Genomic DNA, 21,538 nt, shown 5'->3' with positions numbered 1-21,538 from the left:
GTTGCGCCGGGCTTTTTTGTTACTGATTTTCAACTTGCTCAAGCGCCCGGCGTGCTTCTGGATCACCTTGCGCCCGGAACTCAAAGATCTGCCGGAACACGCCTGGTGCCAAAATTGATGCCGGGTTGATCGAGAATTGCGGATCATCCAATGGTCCGCGCACTGCAAAGGTCACGCCGATCAGCCCTTCCCCGTCACGCCCGCCCAATATCGCACCAAGCAGTGGAAGCTTTTGGAAAATATTGTTCAAACCAAACAGCGGAATATAAGTCCCCACCAAATCATATTGGCGCTGACCGGTGTAAATATTGCCCCGCAATGTCCCACCAATCGTGCCCCCATCAAGCGCACCCTTGGTCACAGTTATCACGCCATCGCCGCCATTGAACTCAATCTCAGCTTGCTTGAAGCGCAACTGGTTCTGACGTTCAATCAATTTGCGACTATCCCGGTGGTTGCCCAATACGAGTGCGACCTTCTCTTCATCCGCAATCGCAAAATCATTCAATGTGAACCCGCCAGAAATGCGTCCGGCTTTGTCATTTATGTTCAGCACCAAGCTGCCCACCCCGTTGAGCAAACGCGGATAAATGCCAACAAAACGCAACAAGGTGCCCAGATCATTCGATGCTGCGACCATCGATCGACCAAATTGCACGGGGTTTGTGGTGATCGACACGGACTTATCATTGCCAAATGACGTTTGCATATTCACCGTGCGGAAATCGGCTCCGCGAAAAACAAACCGTCCATTGGTGTTGTAGGCAGTTGTTTTGTAGAACCCTAAGGCACGATCCAAGGACAGGCTGATATCAATGACCTGATCTTCTGCGTTGGAGGTTGCGGCCGATGTCCCTTGGTCTAGCCCCAAAAACCGCCGCAACATCGGCTTCAAATCAAGCTGTTCACCGGAAAGTTCAACCTTAAACCCGCCTTCAATAGGCGAGAGTTCCACTTGAGCTTTGTCCCCGGGATTGAGCTGGAAAGTGGACATCTTGGCACTGGTCAGCCCTTTTTCATAGTGAAAGTCCAGCTCACCTGCGATGCGAACATCACCGAACCGCAAATCAATCTGGGGCACATCAACACTGTCCTCAGCCATGCGGATTTCTGCGTTGAGCTGGCCCGCCACACCCTTTTTCTTGGTGACACCCAATTCAGAGAATTTCAGCGCCGCATTGGTCAGATCAACGGCCACCTGAATATCGTCACCCACCGGACGACCCACAACCCGGATGGGCCCGGTCACAAACTGCGACACATCAAAGCCAAGTTTCGCGCGTTCCTCTTCCGACAAGGTTGCAGACGCCGTAATAACCGGTTCCGCATCGTCCTCAGCCTCGATCCGAAGATCGGCGAGAACATCATCAACCAAAACGCGACCAGACGCCTGATACCCGGCCTGGGAGGCGGTAAATTGCAAGTCACCTTCTTTGACGTCGCGGCCTTCGATCGGCGCCGCACTCGCAAAATCCTGCACACTGCCATTCAGCGTATAATCAAGCCCTTCCGGCTTACCATCACCAAACTGCGAGATGGTGGCGATCACATTAATGTCCGCCGCCCCGGTCAAATCCTCAGGCTGATAGTCGAGATCAAAATCCTCGAGCAAATTGAGCGGTTCTTTCGACGCAATCGAAATCAGCGTGCTGACATCGCCTTTTAGATCGCCAGAAATCTCAAACACTTGATCTGTGGGAAATGTATTGCGGTTCAGATAGGCTGCATTGGTGATCTCCACCTGCCCCGCCGCATCACTCACCGTGCCGCGATCAAATCCCATTTCAATAAAATGGTCCTTCACCTTAATGGTCGTCGTGCCGCCAATATCAATGGTGGGAAACCCGGGCAAAGGTAGCAGCGATACATGCTGCGCTGTGCCGAGAATGGTCAGTCCATTTTCAGGAATCTTCTTGTTCTCGCCCTTCTCGCCGATGGTGCCGACCGGAAAGTCAAAACGCATTTTGGCGGTATTCAAGCGGCCGTCACTGACATTCTCAACGAACCATTCGCGCGCTTCACGGGCCAGAAAATATGGCCACAACCGCTTTAAACTGTCCGCATCCATATTGCGGGCGACCATTGCCAAATCCAGACCAATACCCGCCTGCAAAACATCAACGCGACCATCGGCTTGCAGCGAATACTCACCCGTATCAATTGTCACCTTGTCGATGCCAATCGCACCATAAACGGGGGCAGACCAGCCATTAAACACGATATTGGGGATGGCCTTTTCCGGCGCTTCCATATCGTTCGGATGCAAATAAACATTGGCCAACTGCATCCCGATGCCGACTGTGGGCCCGAATTGTTCGTCAAGCCCAAGCGCGAACTCACCAGAAATATCAGCATAGCTCTGCCCAATCTCGATCCTTGTGGGCGACAAGTAGTAGCGACTTTCGCGCGGCTTCCACTCCACTTCAGCCACTTCTGAACGCACTGGAAACGTGTCGCCTTCAATGGCGGCCAAGGTTCCGGTCACATCCACATTGAATTGACCTAAATAGACCCCATCCTGATCAAAACTGACATCAAAATCGAGCTGAGACCCGCCCTTCAAGGCAAATACCCCATCCTGATCGTCCATAAAGGGCATGATCAGTGCCAAATCGAGATTTTCGAACGCACCAGATACCCGACGCCCGTCATTCACTTCTGGTGTCCAGAAAAAACTGCCAGACGTGCGACGCCCTGCAGCGGTAAACCGCGCAAACATGGACACGCCATTTTCATAGGCCAGCAATTCAAGCTCAACTTCGTCAAGCGATCGATAAAGCTGATAAATCCGGTCCAACACATCAATGCGCCCGCCGGTCACCGTCAGTTTGCGATACGCGCCATCAGCGGTGTTTTCAGCGAACAGCGCCAATAGGCCTTCAAGCCCATTAACCGCCTCAATGGCCCACGCATTGTCGGATTTAACCTTCAGGTCTTCTTCGCCAGCCCGCAATTGCACGCCATCATCGCTAAACGTCACGCTTAGGCCCGTTTGCGCCCCAACTTGCAGGCGTACCGTGGGGGTGTCGCCCACCGCCTCTTCATCAAACTCAAGGTTGGCAAGATTAACGCCGTTAAAATCCTGCACCAGCTGGACGTGCGGTTCGCGCACCTCAACTTCGATGGCGGGACGGCCAGAAACCCAAGCGGGAAAAAACCACCGTAAATCAACGTCTTCCGCAACAAATTGCGCTCCAGATTGTTGGTGCCAAACCTTAAGCTCACTCAGATTGAGGGCCGGAATCCAGCCTTCCCGCAGCGTTAGGCCGGCTTTTTTAAAGTCGGCGGCATAGCCGGGAGGCAATTGTTCCTCAATCTTTTGTGCGACCAGCCCGTGCACGCCGGGAAAAGAGACCACATTCAACGCCAAAATAATGACGGTGAGGACGATGAGAGCAACGAAACCGCCGGAGAAATGCACCCGCTTCTTCTTGTGCAAGGGCCTTGTGTCTTTGGGCGAATTAGCGCGTTTTTTCTTTTGTCTCATTAAAGGCTTTTATGCTGCGGGTTGAATTGTGTCAGCTTCAATGGCAAATGATTGAACAAGCTGATATTTTGCTCTTAAATCTCAAAATGGGCTGATCTGTGACCAAATCGAATCTTCTTGTCCTCTCATAAGGGAAATCTCTGATGGCTGAACTTCAAATCGGCGATGTCGCCCCTCATTTCACCAATCCAACCGAATCGCAAGATTTTACCCTGTCTGAGCATAAGGGTAAAAACATAGTGCTATTTTTCTACCCAAAAGACGACACACCAGGCTGCACAGTGGAAAACATTGATTTCACCGCCCTCCTGCCAGAGTTTGAAGCACACAACACCATTCTAGTCGGTTGCTCTGCTGACCCGGTGGCAAAACACGCCAAATTCAGGGAAAAGCACGATCTCAAGATCATCCTGCTATCAGATGAAGACCATAAAACCATGGAAGCCTATGGCGCTTGGGGCGAAAAGAAGATGTATGGCAAAACATTCATGGGAATCAAACGCACCACGTTCCTAATCGATGAAAATGGTAAAATCGCGCATATCTGGCGCAATGTTCGCGCCAAAGGCCATGCCCAAAAAGTACTCGATAAACTAATTGAGCTTGAAAATGGCGCGTGAGCTGTTTGAAAGCGCAGTTGCCATTGTCCATGAGCCAGATTTGGTCAAAAAGACTGATCTGGCGATGGATACGGCGCGGGCGTGGCTCAAACGACAAATGGGCAAGGGCCGATATGATGATTTGGCCTTGCCTGACCAGCCCGGACGCCCCGAAAAACCTGAACTGTTGCCGCCGGGCAAAATGCCCAAACGCAACTTGCGCACCGAGCATGGCCGCAAAGCCCATATTCACGCCCTCGCCCACATTGAATTGGGCGCCGTGGACCTGACATGGGATCTGGTTGCACGCGGGTGCGGCCATAATTTGCCGCGCTCTTTTTTGGATAATTGGGTTCAAGTCGGGCTGGAAGAGGCAAAGCACTTTCGTATGCTCTCCAATCGCTTGAACGAGTTGGACAGCGCCTATGGGGATTTCCCCGCCCATGATGGTTTGTGGCAATCTTGCGCAGATACCGCCCACGATCTATTGGCGCGCCTGGCCATCATTCCCTTGGTTTTGGAGGCGCGTGGGCTGGACATCACCCCTGTAATGATTGAACGCACCCAAGCGGTGGGAGATGAGGCAACAGCCAAAATTTTGCAAACCATCTATAATGATGAAAAGCGCCACGTGGCGTTTGGCGCCAAATGGTTTCGGTATCAATGCGACATTGAGCGCAAGCAACCCATACCAACTTTCCAGTCATTGGTGCGCAAGCATTTTCGTGGGGCATTAAAACCACCCTTCAACGACAAAGCCCGCGCTGCAGCTGGGCTAACACCCAGTTTTTATAAGCCCATCGCTCCCATTATCGGATAGTTAACCATAATCCTCCATCTTTAGCAGTAGAAGAGAATCGACGCTAAAGAATGGGCGGATCAAGTGAGTGTATCGCGTAACTTTTCGGGTAAAGTAACAAGCCAGAATGGCCACACCCAAAAGAAATCAGACCTGGATCGCTGGTGGGTTTATGGCCTCGTCGCCATCCTGTTTTCCGGCAACATCGCATTCGCGATCACACTATATATGTCGCCTGATTTTGCGGCGACACGCGACGCTCAAGCGGCGCAAACCATATCCGCCTATGAAACCCGCATCGCTACTTTGCGCGCCGAACTGGATCGGTTGCACTCGCGCCAATATGCCAAGGCGGGCGATATAAACTTGCAGCTGCAAGATCTGCTGGCCCAGCAAGAACAAATTCTAGAACAACATGATTTTGTGCGTTCAATCGCGAAAAAGGCAAAAGCTGTTGGAATTGAAGTGCCCGCGCAAACTGACCCAATAAAAACAAGCGCGTTGGGCTTTGCACCAACCAACTCGTCAAAAACAGACATTCATGCGATCATTGAAGACCTTCAATTGATGAAGGAAGATACGATTTCAGCCCTCACAGCCCTAGGCACCGAGGCGGAAAGATCGACCGCAAAAATCATGACTGAATTATCCCGCGTTGGCCTCAAGCCCCGCTTTGAAGATGATGCCGTCGGCGGCCCCCTTTTGCCCCCCGCAATGGGCGATGCATTTGCGGAACAAATGCAAGCGGCCAATTTCGCGCTGGATGCACTTTCAAAGTATGAGCAGGCCAAACAGCATATTTATTCAGCCCCCGTTTTCCGCCCCCTGCCCGAATCTTACGGTCTAAGCTCCCGGTTCGGTAACCGTCGCGATCCCTTCACCGGGCGATCCGCGTTTCATTCCGGATTGGATTTTCGCGCACCGAGTGGAGCGTCTGTCTCCGCGCTTGGCGCAGGTAAGGTCACGTTTGCCGGACGCAAGGGCGGTTACGGCAACGCAGTTGAAATCACCCATGTAAATGGTTTGATGTCACGCTACGCGCACCTTTCCAAAATCAAGGTCAAAAAGGGCCAGCACGTCACGCCACAAACGATCATTGGCTTGGTGGGCAGCACAGGGCGCAGCACGGGCCCTCACTTGCACTTGGAAGTGCGCAAAGATGATCGGCCGACCAACCCCGCGCACTACATCAATGTTGGGAAAAAGCTAAGAAGCCTGCTTTAAAGCAGCCGCTTAGTCATCCTCGTCTGATTTGCCAACCCGTTGCGCCAACGCAGCTTCCATAAACGCATCCAGATTGCCATCCAGCACATCATTCGGCGCGGTGCTTTCAATGCCTGTGCGCAGATCTTTCACCATCTGATAGGGCTGCAACACATAGGAACGGATCTGGTGTCCCCAGCCAATCTCAGATTTCTGCGCGGTCTCGGCATTGGCCTCCTCTTCACGCCGCTGCAACTCAGCCTCATAAAGCCGCGCCCGCAACATGTCCCATGCTGTCGCCCGATTCTTATGCTGTGACCGATCATTCTGGCATTGCACCACAATGCCGGTCTCAATATGAGTGATGCGCACGGCACTATCAGTCGTGTTCACGTGCTGACCACCCGCGCCAGAGGCACGATATGTGTCGATCCGCACGTCAGATTCAGACACTTCAATGTCAATTGAATCATCAATAACCGGATAAACCCAGATCGATGAAAAGCTTGTGTGTCGACGGGCTTGGCTGTCGAACGGTGAAATTCGCACCAACCGGTGCACGCCGCTCTCAGTTTTCAGCCAACCATAGGCGTTGTGCCCTTTGACGAGGATCGTGGCAGACTTAATGCCAGCTTCTTCGCCGTCATGCACTTCCATCACTTCGACCTTGTGGCCCTGGCGTTCCGCCCAGCGTGTATACATGCGCAACAGCATGTTGGCCCAGTCTTGGCTTTCAGTGCCGCCGGCGCCCGCATGCACTTCCACATAGCAATCATTGGCATCGGCTTCGCCAGAAAGCAAAGTTTCCACCTGCATACGGTCAGTTTGGGCTTTAAGGCCGATTAGCGCTTTTTCCGCTTCGGCCACAACTTCATCGTCGCCTTCCATTTCCCCCAATTCGATCAAATCGATATTGTCGGTCAATGTAGCCTGCAATCCATTGATGGAATTGATTTGGCCTTCAAGATATTGCCGATCCCGCATCACGCCTTGCGCTTTTTGCGGGTCATTCCACAGGTCGGGATCTTCGGCGCGCTGGTTTAGCTCGTCTAGCCGTGACTGGGCACTATCCCAGTCAAAGATGCCTCCTCAGCAAGCTCATGGCCTGCTCGATCTCATCAACAACACTTTGAATTTCTGCGCGCATAATCACTCACACTCATTTGTCTGTGCATGTGATCTATCCGATCGACCACGCCCCATCAAGCCCCTCGCCCGTGGGCGAAGGCAATATCCAAAGCTTAGAACAAACCGCCACGTCCGGCATTAAAGTCTTGCGATCCACCTTCCAGATCCACAAACACGTCCGAATCCACCCCGATCACAGATGTGATCAAGTTTGGTCCCGTGCCGGGTTTAAATGCTTCAACGATCGCACCTTCGCCGCCACCAGCAACCTTCACACCGGTTTTGGGGTCAATCCAAATCGGGGTCATCCCACCCGGTATATTGAACGGGGTTGGTGGTTTGCCTTTCATGGCATTTTCCATAAAGTCACGGAAGATCGGTGCGGCCAATTCGCCACCAGTGGCATTACGGCCCATATTGCGTGGCGTGTCGTAACCGACATAAACGCCAACCGCCATATTTGGGGTAAAGCCAACAAACCATGCATCTTTATAATCGTCGGTGGTGCCGGTTTTGCCAGCAACAGGACGGCCCAGAGCGCGGACGCGTGTGCCGGTACCCCGCTGGACCACGCCTTCCATCATCGATGTGATCTGATATGCCGTCATAGGATCAAGAACTTGATCACGGTTATCGATCACCAATGGTTCGGCTTGGTTTTGCCACTCTTCAACCGCACAGCCATCACAGATCCGCTCATCATGCTTAAACACTGTATTGCCGTAACGATCCTGCACACGGTCAATCAAAGTCGGATTAATCTTGCGCCCACCATTGGCAATCGTGGCGTAGGCAGCTGTCATCCGCAGCACGGTGGTTTCACCTGCCCCCAAAGCCATCGCCAAATAGGGCGGTAGATTATCGTGAATACCAAACAAGCGCGAATATTCAGAAACCAACGGCATGCCAATATCTTGCGCAAGCCGCACCGTCATCACGTTCCGAGAACGTTCAATGCCGCGCCGCAATGTTTGTGGCCCATAAAACTCGCGTGAATAGTTGTCCGGCTGGTAGGACGTGCCGTCGGCGTTTTTGATTGACAATGGCGCGTCCAGCACCACAGAAGCGGGCGTATACCCATTATCAAGCGCTGCAGCATAAACGATCGGCTTAAACGATGAACCCGGTTGACGCTCCGCCTGTGTGGCGCGGTTAAACTCACTCTCGGCAAATGAGAAGCCACCCACAAGGGCCAATACACGCCCGGTCCGAGGGTCCATCGCCACCAAACCGCCTTGCACTTCTGGAGGCTGGCGCATTTGATAGACACCCTCATTGTCCGGCACCTGCTCCACATAGATCACATCGCCCACATTTAGGATTTGTGATAGCGGCTTGGCGATCCACTTCTGCTCTTTGCCGGGTAGTTGGCCCGTTTCACGTTCGGCCAGCAGATTGCCTTGCAAATCCTTTTCCGGCCGCAACCCAACAACAGCCGAGTTCTGTTCCAACTCGATCACAACGCCCAAGCGCCACTCTGGTACATCACTTAAAATGTCCATTTCGGCCAGATCGTCGCCCCAATCATCATCAAGCTCAATCGTGGCCACAGGGCCGCGATAGCCCTTGGTCTGGTCAAACTGTACCAACCCATTGATCAAAGCGTCGCGGGCGTAGGATTGCAATTTTGGGTCCATTGTGGTGCGCACGGACAAGCCGCCGCCATAAAGCTGGTCCTCACCATAGATACGTGCCAAACGCCGCCGTACTTCCTCGGCGAAATATTCTGCAGAATAGACTTGTGAGCCTGAGGTTCGCGGAAACACATTCAGTGGTTCTTGTTGCGCCGCTTTCGCCTCTTCCGCGCTAATATAGCCTTCGGCCTCCATGCGACCAATCACATAATTGCGCCGCTCAATCGCCGCTTTCGGATACCGGATTGGATGATAGTTTGCCGGCCCTTTTGGCAACGCCGCGATATAGGCCGCTTCTGCGATGGTCAGCTCGTAGAGCGCTTTGTCGAAATAGTTCAGCGCCGCCGCGGAAATACCATATGAATTGAGCCCCAAGAATATCTCGTTGAGATAGAGCTCCATAATCTTGTCTTTGGAAAAGGTTTGCTCAATCCGAATGGCAAGCAGCATTTCCTTGATTTTACGATCCCAGGTTTGATCAAGCGTCAGCAAAAAGTTCCGCGCCACCTGTTGTGTGATGGTAGAGGCGCCCACCAGCGGACCACCAGTTCCATCGATCTTTTTCTGAATATTGTCACGCACCGCACGCAAAATACCGTCAAAAGCCAAACCGCCGTGCGAATAGAAGTCTTTATCCTCCACCGCGACGAACGCGTTCACCACCATCGGCGGGATCGTCTCAATAGGTTGGAACAAGCGCCGTTCACGCGCATATTCGCCAAGAAGCGACCCATCCGCAGCGTGCACCCGCGTCGTTACCGGCGGTTGATAGTCTTTCAAAACCGTATAATCGGGCAAATCCTCAGAGATCGTCCACAGAAAGTAGCCCACACCAGCCAACGCAATTAACCCGGTGAAGAAACCGAATGCAAAAAGCCAGCTCAAAATTCTCAGCATCTATTCAAACCTAGTTCGTTACTTTGATGGTCAGTGCTAACCTTCAAATCCATTAGTGACCCCACGCTATCGCCCGAAACAAGGGCAAAACTGTGAACGCACGGCTTTAATCAGTTTTGCGCTTCCGCGTCAAAATATTTAACAATTCCTTGCGCCAACGCTTGTGCCGCCTTCTCCTGCCAGCTTTCTTCGGCAAGATTTTCCATATCTAGCCCATTAGACAAGAAGCCGAGCTCCAATAGGATGGACGGAACTTCAGGCGATTGCAGCACGAAAAAGTCGGCCCGACGCAACGGATATGGCCGCATGGGCAATTGTGTTTCGATATCGTCTACGATGGAGCGTGCCGCCAGAAAGCTCTGCCGCCGCGTTTCCCGCCGCATCAAATCAATCAAGATGTTGACCACTTGATCATCATCCTTTGGCGCATCAAAACCAGCGATCAAATCGACACGGTTTTCACCCTCAGCCAACACCTTGTCCAACACGTCGGTCGCTGCTTCATCTCTTGTGTAAACGCTTGCGCCGCGCACGTTGGGGTCGTCAAAACTATCCGCGTGCAGCGAAATCATCAGGCTCGCTTTGTTTTCCCGTGCCAATTCAACCCGTTCATTCAAGCTCAAAAACTCGTCTCCCGTGCGGGTCAGCGCCACATCAAACTTGTCTGTGGCCAGCAAGTGCTTTTGCACGCGTTTGGCAAATTCAAGCACCACATGTTTTTCTTCTAAGCCGTTCTCGGCTTTTGCCCCACCATCAATGCCGCCATGACCGGGGTCCAGCAAGATCAGGGGGCGGATTTGCACCACGCTGGGCAACGCCCCCTCTGTCGTGGGCGTGCTTGGCGCCTCTGGCGTTTCAGCCGCAGCCTTGTCTTCGGCACCCGCCTGCCCCGTTAACAACGCCTTGGATCGTGCCACAGCTTGATCAAATATCTCCCGCTCACCTTCGGCAATCTCAACCACAAGGCGCGCCGGCTGTTCACCCACCGCTTCAAGCATTTCAATGGTGGTAACTTGAACGGGTTTGTTCAAAAACAAAACCAAACGGGCGCGGCCTTCATCCACCATGCCGATGGCGGTTTCCCGCACCAAACCGTCCGTCTTTAGCTCTGTTGGCGCGTCATCGGCCAGTTTTTCAACGCCCAGTTCCACCACCAGCCGATCCGGTTGGTCTATGGGAAACGTCGCATAGCCTGCCACGGCGCTCAGATCGACCACCAAACGGCTTTTATCCGGCCCAACGGCCAGACGCGCATCAAGAATTTGGATGCCTTGCTGTGCCAACGCGCCGCCAATAAGGCTGAGCTGCATCACAAAGATCAATAAGAAGTGTACAAAAAGGCGCTGAGGCATCACGATCCGTGCATAAAAATTTAATTGACCCTTTAGCTCATATGCGATTCGTGCAGGTTTTTGAGGCCATTGAATGCGATCAACCTGCAGTTTCTTGCCATTCGTTGCTTGAATTCAACGCTTTTCAGCCCAACATAAATTTAACGCCAATAAACATATTTGTTGCTAAAATTGACGTTGGAGATTAAACACTAACCATCAGCAGGCGTAATGCCCTCGATTCTTGTTCTATAGTTTGACCCTCAAACTGGTCAAAAATTTGTCAAACCTTCCTCGAGAATGACAATTCTGAACAATAGAACCGACAGCATTTGCTGAGAACGAGATTCGGCCGAAGCGGCCATGCCGGCAAACCGTCAAGAAATAGTGCGATTTGCCACCCAAATGAAAGAAGACGAGATGAGGTTTGAAAAGTTGCATTGCATAAAGGGCCCAATTGCCCGCGACGCAATCGCACACGCCGCATTGTCTTCAAATGCCAATCTCTTGCGTGAGCAAAAATCCGCAAGACAATCTTACATTTTCGCAACGCAACCGCTCACTCCGTCAAAAACGGGTGGGCTGCGCTCATTTGCGCCAAGGCTGCGTATGCGTGGAGCTTTAATATATGCCTACGAAAAGAATGTTGGTGGATGCAATCCACCCGGAAGAAACACGAGTAGTTGTCACTAACGGGAACCGTTTAGAAGAATTTGATTTTGAATCGGCCACACGCCGGCAATTAAGAGGCAATATCTATCTCGCGAAAGTGACGCGGGTTGAGCCATCTTTGCAGGCCGCTTTTGTGGATTATGGCGGCAATCGCCACGGTTTCCTGGCTTTTTCTGAAATTCACCCAGATTATTATCAGATCCCACTTGCGGATCGTGAAGCGCTGTTGGCTGAGGAAGAAGAAGAGGTCAATGACGATTTGGCTGATTCAGATCAGCCTGCAATGCTGAAATCCGATAGTCCTGCGTCTAAAGAAGATGATGGCGACAGCGAAGCAGCTTCAGACAATGATGATGAAAATGGCGACAGTCAGCAATTTGACGAAGTCGGCACGGAAGATGCGCTGGAAGAAGTGCCAGAGCGCAAGCGCAAGCGTCCCCGCTCCTACAAAATCCAAGAAGTGATCAAACGCCGTCAGGTGTTGTTGGTTCAAGTGGTGAAAGAAGAGCGCGGCAACAAAGGCGCGGCGCTGACAACTTATTTGTCCCTCGCCGGTCGCTATTCAGTTTTGATGCCAAACACGGCGCGTGGCGGCGGCATTTCTCGCAAAATCACCAACGCAGTTGACCGGAAACGCTTGAAACAAATCGCAGGCGAACTGGACGTGCAAAAAGGCATGGGCGTTATTTTGCGCACTGCTGGCGCAAGCCGCACCAAAGCCGAAATTAAACGCGACTTTGAATATCTGTTGCGCCTTTGGGAAAATGTGCGCAGCCTGACGCTGGAGTCTACGGCCCCTTGCCTCGTTTATGAAGAAGGCAGCCTGATCAAGCGATCCATTCGCGACCTCTATAACAAAGAGATCACCGAAGTGCTGGTGTCTGGCGACGATGCTTATCGTGAGGCCAAAGACTTTATGCGCATGATCATGCCTTCGCATGCCAAAAATGTGCAGCCATTCCGCGATGATCAACCGATCTTTTCCAAGTTCAATGTGGAAGAGCAACTCGATTCCATGTTCTCGCCGAAGGTGAACTTGCCGTCAGGCGGCTACTTGGTCATCAACCCGACTGAGGCGCTCGTATCGGTCGATGTGAACTCGGGTAAGGCCACAAAAGAACACAATATCGAAGACACCGCACTGCAAACCAACCTTGAAGCGGCGCACGAACTGTCACGGCAGTTGCGTTTGCGCGACATGGCGGGCCTTGTGGTGATCGATTTCATCGATATGGAAGAAAAGCGCAACATTCGCAATGTTGAGCGCAAACTCAAAGACAGCCTGAAAAACGACCGTGCACGCATTCAGGTCGGCCGTATTTCACATTTCGGTTTGCTCGAAATGTCGCGTCAGCGCATTCGCTTTGGTGTGCTTGAAAGCTCAACCAACGCATGCCCAACATGTAACGGCACAGGCCTTGTGCGGTCTGTCGAAAGCCTTGCCTTGATGGTGATGCGCGCGATCGAAGATCAGGTCATGCGGCGTCCGAACCAGGCGATCAATGTGAAGGTAGCATCTGAAGTTGCCCTTTACATTTTGAACGCCAAACGCCCATCCCTCTCTGTGCTGGAACAACGTTACAATTTGGCCATTTCAATCACAGCTGAGCCCCATATGCATGGCGATCAGTTCACGATTGAAAAAGGCGATCCATACGACAATGGCGAGCCGCGCATCACCAACCACGTGAAGGTTGATTCTGCGCCTGTTATTGATTTGGTTGAAGACGAAGATGTTGTCGCCGAAACCGAAGAAGAAGACAACAAAGAAGAAAAGCCCGCGCGTCGCCGCAAGCGTCGTCGGGGCAAAGGGCGCGATCGCGACGAGTCAGACAATCAGAACCAACAGCAAAATCAGGATAATGCCGATAAAGCTGAGGCGTCTGACCAGGATGAAACGTCCAAGCCAAGTGACGATGAAGATGGCGAACAACCGAAAAAGCGCCGCCGTCGTGGCCGCCGCGGTGGTCGCCGCAATCGTCGCAACCAAGACAATGATAATGGCGCAAACGCCAGTCAGCAGGATGGTCAGCAATCTGACGACGAGAACAAGTCAGATGCGCCAAAAGACGATCAGAACAAATCTGAAGCGCCAGCCAATTTCGACCAGGAAGCCATTGAGGCGGTTGAAGAAAATGTAACACGCGCTAAAGATCCAGAGGATAAAGACACGGACGCGTCGAAAGAAGCCGCGTTGGCTGATGCGAAGGTGGATACCAAAGCGGAAACGCTTGACGATGAAGACGCTAAGGCAACGCCGCCTAAGCCGAAACGTCGGCCGCGTCGCAAAAAGTCGGATGACAACACATCCGATGCTGCACCTCAGGAAGAGGCCGCAAAAACTGATGACGACAAAGGCACCGCAGATGCCGCTGAGGAAAAGCCAAAGCGTCGTCGTGCACCGCGCAAACGCGTAAAAAAAGACGATGAGACTGCGCCTGCCCAAGAGGCTGCTGCAGCATCAACTGAAGAACCAAAGCAAGATGCCGTGAAAGCGCCTGAAGTACGCGAAGAGCCGAAGCAGGAGCCAACGGAAAAGCCGAAAACCGATAAGCCAACGGAAGACGGCATTATCGTTACATCTTCATCCAGCAGTGACGACGAAGATGAAGGCAAAGCCAAGGAAAAAACCAAAAAGGGTTGGTGGCAGCGCGGCTTCTTTTAAAGCCAGCAATTGCTAGATCTAAAGTGACAATGGTCGGCTCAAAAAGCCGGCCATTTTTTCTATCGCCTCAACCAGCATGTCATGGTCACCAGCGTAGGAAAACCGCACAAATTTGTGGCCATTCACGCGGTCAAAATCCACACCTGGCGTTGCTGCAACGCCTGCTTCTTGCAGCAGTGCTTTACAAAACGCCACACTGTCTTGCGCAAATCCTTCAATCCCGACATAGGCATAAAATGCGCCATCTGACATGCGCGCATCTTTAAAGCCCATCTCGCTCAGCGCTTCCACCAGCAACATGCCATTGCGCACATAAGCCGCCTTTTGCTGATCATAATAGTCACGGCATGGCAACGCGACCCGCCCGGCAACTTGCGACAGGCTGGGGGCGGAAATAAACATATTCTGGGCCAAAATCTCAGTTTGCCGCACCATTTCGTCAGGCAGCACCAGCCATCCCAGCCGCCAACCAGTCATGCAATAATATTTCGAAAAGCTATTGATAATCAGTGCATTGTCGCTCAATTCAAGCGCGCTTGTCTCTGGCAATCCATGGCTCAGGCCATGATAGATTTCATCTGAAATAAACCGAACATCCAGATCATCACAGGCGTTCATAATCCGCGCAAACTCTTCCCGTTCAATCATCGCCCCAGTTGGATTGGCAGGCGATGCCAGCAACAAGCCATCAAACGGCGTTTCACTGTGCGCTGCCCGCACAGCATCAGCATCCAGCCGCCAGCCATTGCTTGCGCTGAGTTCAATTTCGACCGGTTCGAAACCGAGGCTCGAAATAATATTGAGGTAGGCGGGATACCCAGGTCGGGTAACCGCAATTTTGCTCCCCTTTTCAAATCCCGACAAGAACGCCAGGACAAACCCGGCGGAAGACCCATTGGTCACCAAAATATTCTCAGGATTGACGATGGCCTTATGCTGTTGGCGATAATAATCAACCAACGCCCGCCGCAAGGCCAAATCACCTTTTGCAGGAGTATAGCGTTGCGGATCAGTTTGCGCGCTTTGTTGCACCGCCGCGATCACTTCTGGCGCAGGTGCCGCGCCGGGTTCCCCCACTTCCAAATGACAAATTTTGCGCCCTTCGGCCTCCAGCGTTTTGGCCATCGCCAGAATTTCCATGGCGAAAAAGGGTTGCAAATGCGGGAGCTGCGCGATCTCTGTCATCAAATTGTCCAACTGTTCGCGTTTTTGTGAGGTCAACGGCCCGTGCCAACTGCACGAAATGCCGTTATAGTTGCGCCCACAATGTCAGTGATTCATGGTTTCAGTAAAGGCCAAAACATGCCAAAGCATCTGCGGTTAATCCCGGCTTTATTCGCCATTCTGTTGGCCTTTGCTCCCATCAGCGCCATGGCGCAGCAAATTCGTTTGATCACGGACGCTGAAACGCAAAACATGATCAAGGATTTTGCACGTCCACTGCTCAAAGCTGCGGGCGTAAATCCACGAAGTGTCAGCGTTAATATCGTCAATGATCGGCGGTTTAATGCCTTTGTCATCGAGAGTGGCGATATTTTCATCAATTACGGCACCATTTTGGATTCAGACACGCCCAACGAGCTCAAGGCCGTGTTGGCGCACGAAATCGGCCATTTGGCCGGCGGCCACTTGCGACGTCTGCGCGAACAGGCTGAAGTCGCAGGCCGCGTTCAGGCGGTTTCAATGGTGCTCGGTATTGGCGTTTTGGCTGCAGCCTCCGGCAATGATCAGTCCGGCGAATTGGGCAGAATGGTCTCAGGCTTCATATTGGGCTCAAGCGCCGCCGCCCAAAACAATTTCATGGCCTACCGCCAATCCGAAGAAAGCGCAGCAGATGCCGCCGCGCTAAAATATCTGGAGCGCACCAAACAAAGCGCGCAAGGTTTGATTGAAGTGCTCGACCGTTTGCAGCGCAACCAGTCCAGCCGCGCCGCCGCCGCTGGTTATTTGCGCACGCACCCCTTGGCAGAAGATCGCCTCAACCAAACGCTCAATCGCGCCGCAGGCAGCCCCTTCCGCAACAAACGTGATTCAAGCGAAGATGTTCAGCGCCTAGCGATGGCAAAAGCCAAGCTTACCGGATATTTGGAACGCACCCAGACTGTGCTCAACCGCTATCCCAATTCAGATAAATCCCTGCCTGCACGCTATGCCCGAGCCATTGCAGGCTATCGCGCAGGTGCTGGTCCGGCTGCGGTTCAGCAAATGGCCGCGCTCGCCTCGGCCAATTCGCGCAACCCGAACTTGCAGGAACTTCTAGGGCAAATGCTGTTCGAAACCGGCCAAGCCACAGCGGCGCTCAAGCCACTGGCCCGCGCTGTTCAATTGGCGCCCAATGAGATCGAATATCGTCTGATCTATGGTGCTGCCCTTTCCGACACGGGTCGCAGCCAGGATCTGGATGAAGCCATCATTCAGCTTTCCCGCGCCACACAAATGGATAGCGGTTCAGCCCGCGCCTTTTCGCTTCTTTCGCGCGCCTATGGCCGTGCCGGTCGCACTGGCGAAGCTGACCTTGCCGCCGCCGAAGCCGCCTTCCTACGCCGCGACATTCGCTTGGCGCGTGGCTTGGCGAAAAAAGCAAAACAGAATTTGCCCGAGGGCAGCCCCGCTTGGTTACGCGCTGATGACATTTTGGCGCTAAGCTAGACACAAATCTTTTCAAACTGGATCGACATTTATGACCCTTCTAAACTCTATTCTCAAATTGCCGCTGATCATTGCGACCATGTTGGCACTTTTGATCCCCGCACAGGCCCAATCCGTTGGCGACATGTCAAAGGACGAACTGAGCGCCCTCATCGAGCAAATTGTGGAAGAAAAAATCGAGAATCTGCTCGCCGATACCCCAAAAGCATCAGCCGCCCAAGGTCGCTTTGGCGTCGCTGTTGAGAACTATCTTTTGGCCAACCCGCAATTGCTGGAGCGCATGTCTGTGGCGCTGCAAACCCAAAGCCAGCAAGCCGAAATTGCTCAAACCAGCCAAACATTGGAAGCACTTGGTGATCGGGTACACAACGATCCAGACCAAGTCGTGCTCGGCAACCCGGATGGTGACGTGACCATCATTGAGTTTTTCGACTACAATTGTGGCTACTGCCGTCAAGCTGTGGGCAACATGTTGCAGCTGTTGGAAGAGGATAAGGATGTTCGCTTCATCCTGCGTGAATTCCCGATTCTCAGCCAAGGGTCTGCTGATGCAGCGCGCGTGGCGACCATCGTCAACCGCAGCGGCAAAGTCGACTACATGGAATTTCACACCAAACTTTTCCAATCGCGTGGCCAGGTTGATAAGGAACGCGCTTTGGAAGTTGCCGCCGAGTTGGGGCTAAACCCGGTTGAGGTTGAGCTGCAAATGCAAGACCAGTCAGTCACCCAAGCCATTGGGCGGACTTACCAATTGGCTGATGCCCTCGCCATTAGCTCCACACCAAACTACATCATTGGCAATGAAGTGGTGCGGGGCGCAGAAAGCTATGAAGGGCTAAAGCGCCGCGTTGATAATATGCGCGAATGCGGGGAAACCACCTGCCCCTAAGGCTGTGAATTGAGTTGAGGCGGTGCAATAGTTGCGCCGCCTTTAATTTTCAATTCGACGCCCCACAATGCATATACCGCCCAAATGACACAAAAGCGCAACAATTTCATATGCTAGTGGTGTAAAACCGCGAGTAATCTTTGCCTTTTCATTTGTTTTCATATAGTGCAAGCTCCTGCACGGGAGATAAAAAGGTATAACCCGCAAAATGGCGAAACAAATTCATATTCTAAACGGCCCTAATCTTAATCTGTTGGGCGAGCGCGAAGGCAGCATATACGGTCACGTTACATTGGCCGATATAGAGCAAAACTGCCAAGAAGAGTGCGCGCGTTTGGGCTTTGAGTTGGAATTTGCCCAGACAAATCATGAAGGCGACTTGGTTGAGCTGATCCAGAATGCGGGCAAAACCGCTGATGGCATCATCATCAATCCCGCTGCCTACACCCACACATCTGTGGCGATTCATGATGCCATTCGCGCCATCAACATCCCGGTGGTCGAGGTGCATTTGTCTAATATTTTTGCGCGGGAAAGTTTTCGTCACCATTCATATGTGTCACCAGTCGCACTGGGCACAATTTGCGGTTTTGGCCCGGCGGGTTACATTTTGGCCCTCGGTGCTTTAACATCACACATTCCGGAATAACAAAATTGGAGAGCCCCTTAAATGAGTAAAGGTTCACAAGTTGATCGCGATCTGATCCGTACGATTGCTGAATTGCTGAACGAACAGAACTTGGTTGAAGTCGAACTTGAGCATGATGATTTTCGTGTTCGTGTGACCCGCAGCCATGCTCAAGAAGTGGTTCACATGCCAAGCGCGCCATATGCACCAGCACCTGCCGCGCCGGCAGCGGCACCAGCGCCAGGCGCAGTAACACCTGCCCCGGCAGCGGCCGAAGCCCCTGCGGACGATATTGGCTCGAACCCCGGCACCCTCACCTCACCTATGGTCGGCACCGCCTATATGGCGCCTGAACCCGGTGCATCCAACTTTGTGGAAGTCGGCACCAAGGTGACTGAAGGTCAAACCATTCTCATCATCGAAGCGATGAAAACCATGAACCAAATTCCGGCACACCGCGCAGGCACTGTCACCAAAATCTTGGTGGAAGATGCGCAACCCGTTGAATTTGGTGAACCTCTTGTGGTGATCGAGTAAACCTGATGCCCATGTTTAAAAAAGTTCTGATTGCAAACCGAGGCGAAATCGCGCTGCGCATCTTGCGTGCGTGTAAAGAGCTCGGCATCTCAACGGTTGCGGTGCACTCCACAGCCGATGCCGACGCCATGCATGTCCGCTTGGCCGATGAAAGTGTATGCATTGGCCCAGCGTCCGCCACCCATAGCTATTTGAACATTCCATCCATTCTGGCCGCGTGTGAAATCACCGGTGCAGATGCGGTGCACCCTGGCTATGGCTTCTTGTCCGAAAATGCGCGCTTTGCCCGCATTCTGGAAGAACACAACATCACCTTTATTGGCCCTTCAGCGCACCATATCGAAATTATGGGCGATAAGATTCAAGCCAAGCTCACCGCGAAAGAACTTGGCATCCCTGTGGTGCCAGGATCCGATGGCGGGGTGACCAGCGATGTGGAAGCGCGCAAAATCGCCGCTGAAATTGGCTACCCAGTGATCATTAAAGCGGCCTCAGGCGGCGGTGGTCGCGGCATGAAAGTGGCCAAGACTGAAGCAGAAGTTGGCACAGCGCTGTCAACGGCACGCTCAGAAGCAAAAGCTGCCTTTGGTGATGATGCGGTCTATATCGAGAAATATCTCGGCAAACCGCGCCACATCGAAATTCAGGTACTGGGTGACGGTAAAGGCGGTGCCATCCATTTGGGCGATCGCGATTGCTCCTTGCAACGTCGTCACCAAAAAGTGTGGGAAGAAGCCACCTCACCCGCCGTTACGCCTGAACAACGAGCCGAAATTGGCGGCATTGTTGCCGATGCCATCGCCAAGATGAAATATTCTGGCGCAGGCACCATCGAATTTCTGTACGAAAATGGCGAGTTCTATTTCATTGAGATGAACACCCGCTTGCAGGTGGAGCACCCGGTGACCGAAAGGATCACCAATATGGATTTGGTCTATGAACAAATTCGCATTGCCGCCGGGCACCCAATTTCTGCCAAACAGGAAGATATCACCTTCTTTGGTCATGCCATTGAAGTGCGTATCAACGCCGAAGACCCAGAAACGTTTGCCCCCTCACCGGGCCGCATTTCGTTCTACCACCCTGCTGGTGGTGTGGGTGTGCGCGTTGATTCAGGTGTTTATCAGGGCTATAACATCCCGCCCTATTATGACAGCTTGATCGGCAAACTGATCGTGCACGGCCGCACCCGCGAAGAGTGCTTGCAACGCTTGCGCCGCGCTTTGGGTGAATTTGTGGTCGATGGCGTAAAAACCACCCTGCCTTTGTTCCGACGTTTGATTGAAGAAGAAGACGTGATCACGGGCAATTATGATATTCATTGGCTCGAAAAATATCTCGGCATGAAATAGATTTAAGGGCCCCGCGGGGCCCTTTCTTTTGAACCTTATGCAAGAAGACGAATCTGATCCATATGACGTGACGCTGACCTCAGATATGATTCTGGGCGCCTATGCGCATGGCATTTTCCCAATGGCCGAAAGTGCGGATAGCCCAGATTTGTTTTGGGTTGATCCCGAGTTGCGCGGCATCATCCCGTTGGATGGGCTTCACATTTCCAAATCCTTGCGCAAAGCCTTGAGAAAAAAAGACTATGAGGTCCGCTTCGATCATGACTTTGATTTGGTGATTGGCCATTGCGCGGCCCCCATGCGTGACCGCGAAGAAACGTGGATCAATCCTGAGATCAGAGAGCTTTACGCCCAGCTATTTGAACGGGGATTTTGTCACACCGTTGAAATTTGGCGGGATGGTGAGATCATCGGTGGCCTCTATGGCCTTGCCCTTGGCGGCGCGTTCTTTGGCGAAAGCATGTTTCATCGGGCAACAAATGGCTCAAAGATTGCGCTTGTTGAACTGGTCAATCACTTGAACGCCAAAGGCTTTGAGTTGCTCGACACGCAATTCATCACACCACATTTGGAAACGCTCGGCGCAATCGAAATCACGCGGGAGCAATACCAGGCCCGCCTCGCTCAAGCCCTAAAGGTGCGGGCGGCGTTCTAGCGGCTGTCAGGCGGCGGAATGTCAGAGCTTTGTTTGCAATCAACCAACCAGATGTCATAAACCGCATGGTCCACTGCATTCAGCGCCGGGCTGTCTGCAAACATCCAACCGGTGAAAATCCGTGTCACCGTCTGCTTCAGGGACACTTGATCCACTTCCAAAAACACAGAGGTGCGCTGGGTTTCATTTGGCGGACGTGAATAACAGGCGCGCGGCGTAATTTGCAGCGCCCCGAATTGTACCGTTTCGTCGATATATACATCAAAAGTGATGATGCGTCCGGTTACTTTGTCGAGCCCTGCCAAGGAGACGACAGGATTCGCGACTGGTTCTGCCCAAGCGGGTGCAGCGCCAATCAAGAATAGCAAAGAGAACAGTGTGCGCCGCAACATGGTCAAATTAAACAACCCGCA

16 protein-coding genes are annotated in these 21,538 nt (G+C 52.6%); 10 read left to right on the top strand and 6 right to left on the bottom strand.

The annotated features are described in order from the left end of the window. Positions 1-19: 19 nt before the first annotated feature. Positions 20-3,439 (bottom strand): AsmA-like C-terminal domain-containing protein, encoded by a 3,420-nt coding sequence (locus G549_RS0111945; protein WP_169449647.1) that lies wholly within the window; start codon positions 3,437-3,439, stop codon positions 20-22. Between the two features lie 191 nt (positions 3,440-3,630). Here G549_RS0111945 and bcp point away from each other — a divergent pair, with 191 nt between their 5' ends. From bcp to G549_RS21435, 3 genes are all read left to right on the top strand, one after another. Continuing rightward, a complete protein-coding gene (gene bcp / locus G549_RS0111935) occupies positions 3,631-4,107 on the top strand; it encodes a thioredoxin-dependent thiol peroxidase (protein ID WP_027835221.1) in 477 nt (158 codons plus the stop codon). Then, complete coding sequence (locus G549_RS0111930; RefSeq protein WP_036222551.1) at positions 4,097-4,906, top strand: ferritin-like domain-containing protein; 810 nt, start codon at positions 4,097-4,099, stop codon at positions 4,904-4,906. The genes bcp and G549_RS0111930 overlap by 11 nt, the downstream gene beginning before the upstream one ends. 63 nt (positions 4,907-4,969) lie before the next feature. Further along, the gene (locus tag G549_RS21435; RefSeq protein ID WP_027835219.1) at positions 4,970-6,109 is read left to right on the top strand and encodes a M23 family metallopeptidase; all 1,140 of its coding nucleotides are present in this window, start codon (positions 4,970-4,972) and stop codon (positions 6,107-6,109) included. A 9-nt stretch (positions 6,110-6,118) separates the two neighbouring features. Here G549_RS21435 and prfB read toward each other — a convergent pair. From prfB to G549_RS20135, 3 genes are all read right to left on the bottom strand, one after another. Beyond that, positions 6,119-7,235, bottom strand: a protein-coding gene (prfB, locus tag G549_RS0111920) for a peptide chain release factor 2 (protein WP_156905550.1) whose coding sequence is annotated in 2 segments (ribosomal slippage) — positions 6,119-7,165 and positions 7,167-7,235 — 1,116 coding nt in all. Because the reading frame shifts where the segments join, the coding sequence is not laid out codon by codon here. Between the two features lie 94 nt (positions 7,236-7,329). Continuing rightward, the gene (locus G549_RS0111915; RefSeq protein ID WP_027835217.1) at positions 7,330-9,747 is read right to left on the bottom strand and encodes a penicillin-binding protein 1A; all 2,418 of its coding nucleotides are present in this window, start codon (positions 9,745-9,747) and stop codon (positions 7,330-7,332) included. 110 nt (positions 9,748-9,857) lie between these two features. Beyond that, complete coding sequence (locus tag G549_RS20135; protein ID WP_051213734.1) at positions 9,858-11,099, bottom strand: N-acetylmuramoyl-L-alanine amidase; 1,242 nt, start codon at positions 11,097-11,099, stop codon at positions 9,858-9,860. 607 nt (positions 11,100-11,706) lie between these two features. Between G549_RS20135 and G549_RS0111900 the strand changes: the two genes are divergently transcribed. After that, positions 11,707-14,415, top strand: coding sequence for a ribonuclease E/G (locus G549_RS0111900; protein ID WP_027835216.1), 2,709 nt, complete (start codon positions 11,707-11,709; stop codon positions 14,413-14,415). Positions 14,416-14,433: 18 nt separating this feature from the next. Here the strand turns inward: G549_RS0111900 and G549_RS0111895 are convergent, their stop codons facing one another. Next, positions 14,434-15,636 (bottom strand): pyridoxal phosphate-dependent aminotransferase, encoded by a 1,203-nt coding sequence (locus G549_RS0111895; RefSeq protein WP_051213732.1) that lies wholly within the window; start codon positions 15,634-15,636, stop codon positions 14,434-14,436. 45 nt (positions 15,637-15,681) lie between these two features. Here G549_RS0111895 and G549_RS0111890 point away from each other — a divergent pair, with 45 nt between their 5' ends. From G549_RS0111890 to aat, 6 genes are all read left to right on the top strand, one after another. Continuing rightward, positions 15,682-17,064 (top strand): M48 family metalloprotease, encoded by a 1,383-nt coding sequence (locus G549_RS0111890; RefSeq protein ID WP_051213730.1) that lies wholly within the window; start codon positions 15,682-15,684, stop codon positions 17,062-17,064. Between the two features lie 31 nt (positions 17,065-17,095). Next, a complete protein-coding gene (locus G549_RS20130; RefSeq protein ID WP_051213728.1) occupies positions 17,096-17,953 on the top strand; it encodes a DsbA family protein in 858 nt (285 codons plus the stop codon). Positions 17,954-18,161: 208 nt separating this feature from the next. Further along, positions 18,162-18,602, top strand: a complete 441-nt coding sequence (gene aroQ, locus G549_RS0111875) for a type II 3-dehydroquinate dehydratase (RefSeq protein WP_027835213.1) — start codon at positions 18,162-18,164, stop codon at positions 18,600-18,602. A gap of 21 nt (positions 18,603-18,623) precedes the next feature. Continuing rightward, a complete protein-coding gene (gene accB / locus G549_RS0111870) occupies positions 18,624-19,118 on the top strand; it encodes an acetyl-CoA carboxylase biotin carboxyl carrier protein (protein WP_027835212.1) in 495 nt (164 codons plus the stop codon). An 11-nt stretch (positions 19,119-19,129) separates the two neighbouring features. Beyond that, entirely contained in the window at positions 19,130-20,470 is a 1,341-nt protein-coding gene (accC, locus tag G549_RS0111865) for an acetyl-CoA carboxylase biotin carboxylase subunit (protein WP_027835211.1), read from the top strand. Positions 20,471-20,507: 37 nt separating this feature from the next. Next, positions 20,508-21,125 (top strand): leucyl/phenylalanyl-tRNA--protein transferase, encoded by a 618-nt coding sequence (aat, locus tag G549_RS0111860; RefSeq protein WP_036222545.1) that lies wholly within the window; start codon positions 20,508-20,510, stop codon positions 21,123-21,125. Here the strand turns inward: aat and G549_RS20125 are convergent. After that, positions 21,122-21,532, bottom strand: coding sequence for a DUF2155 domain-containing protein (locus tag G549_RS20125; RefSeq protein WP_342773333.1), 411 nt, complete (start codon positions 21,530-21,532; stop codon positions 21,122-21,124). The two genes, aat and G549_RS20125, sit on opposite strands and share 4 nt — an antisense overlap. Positions 21,533-21,538: the final 6 nt, after the last annotated feature.

Source organism: Maritalea myrionectae DSM 19524 (genome assembly GCF_000423365.1).
GTDB lineage: Bacteria > Pseudomonadota > Alphaproteobacteria > Rhizobiales > Devosiaceae > Maritalea > Maritalea myrionectae.
Note: the sequence above shows the minus strand (reverse complement) of the source record. Positions and strands in the feature narration are given on the sequence as shown.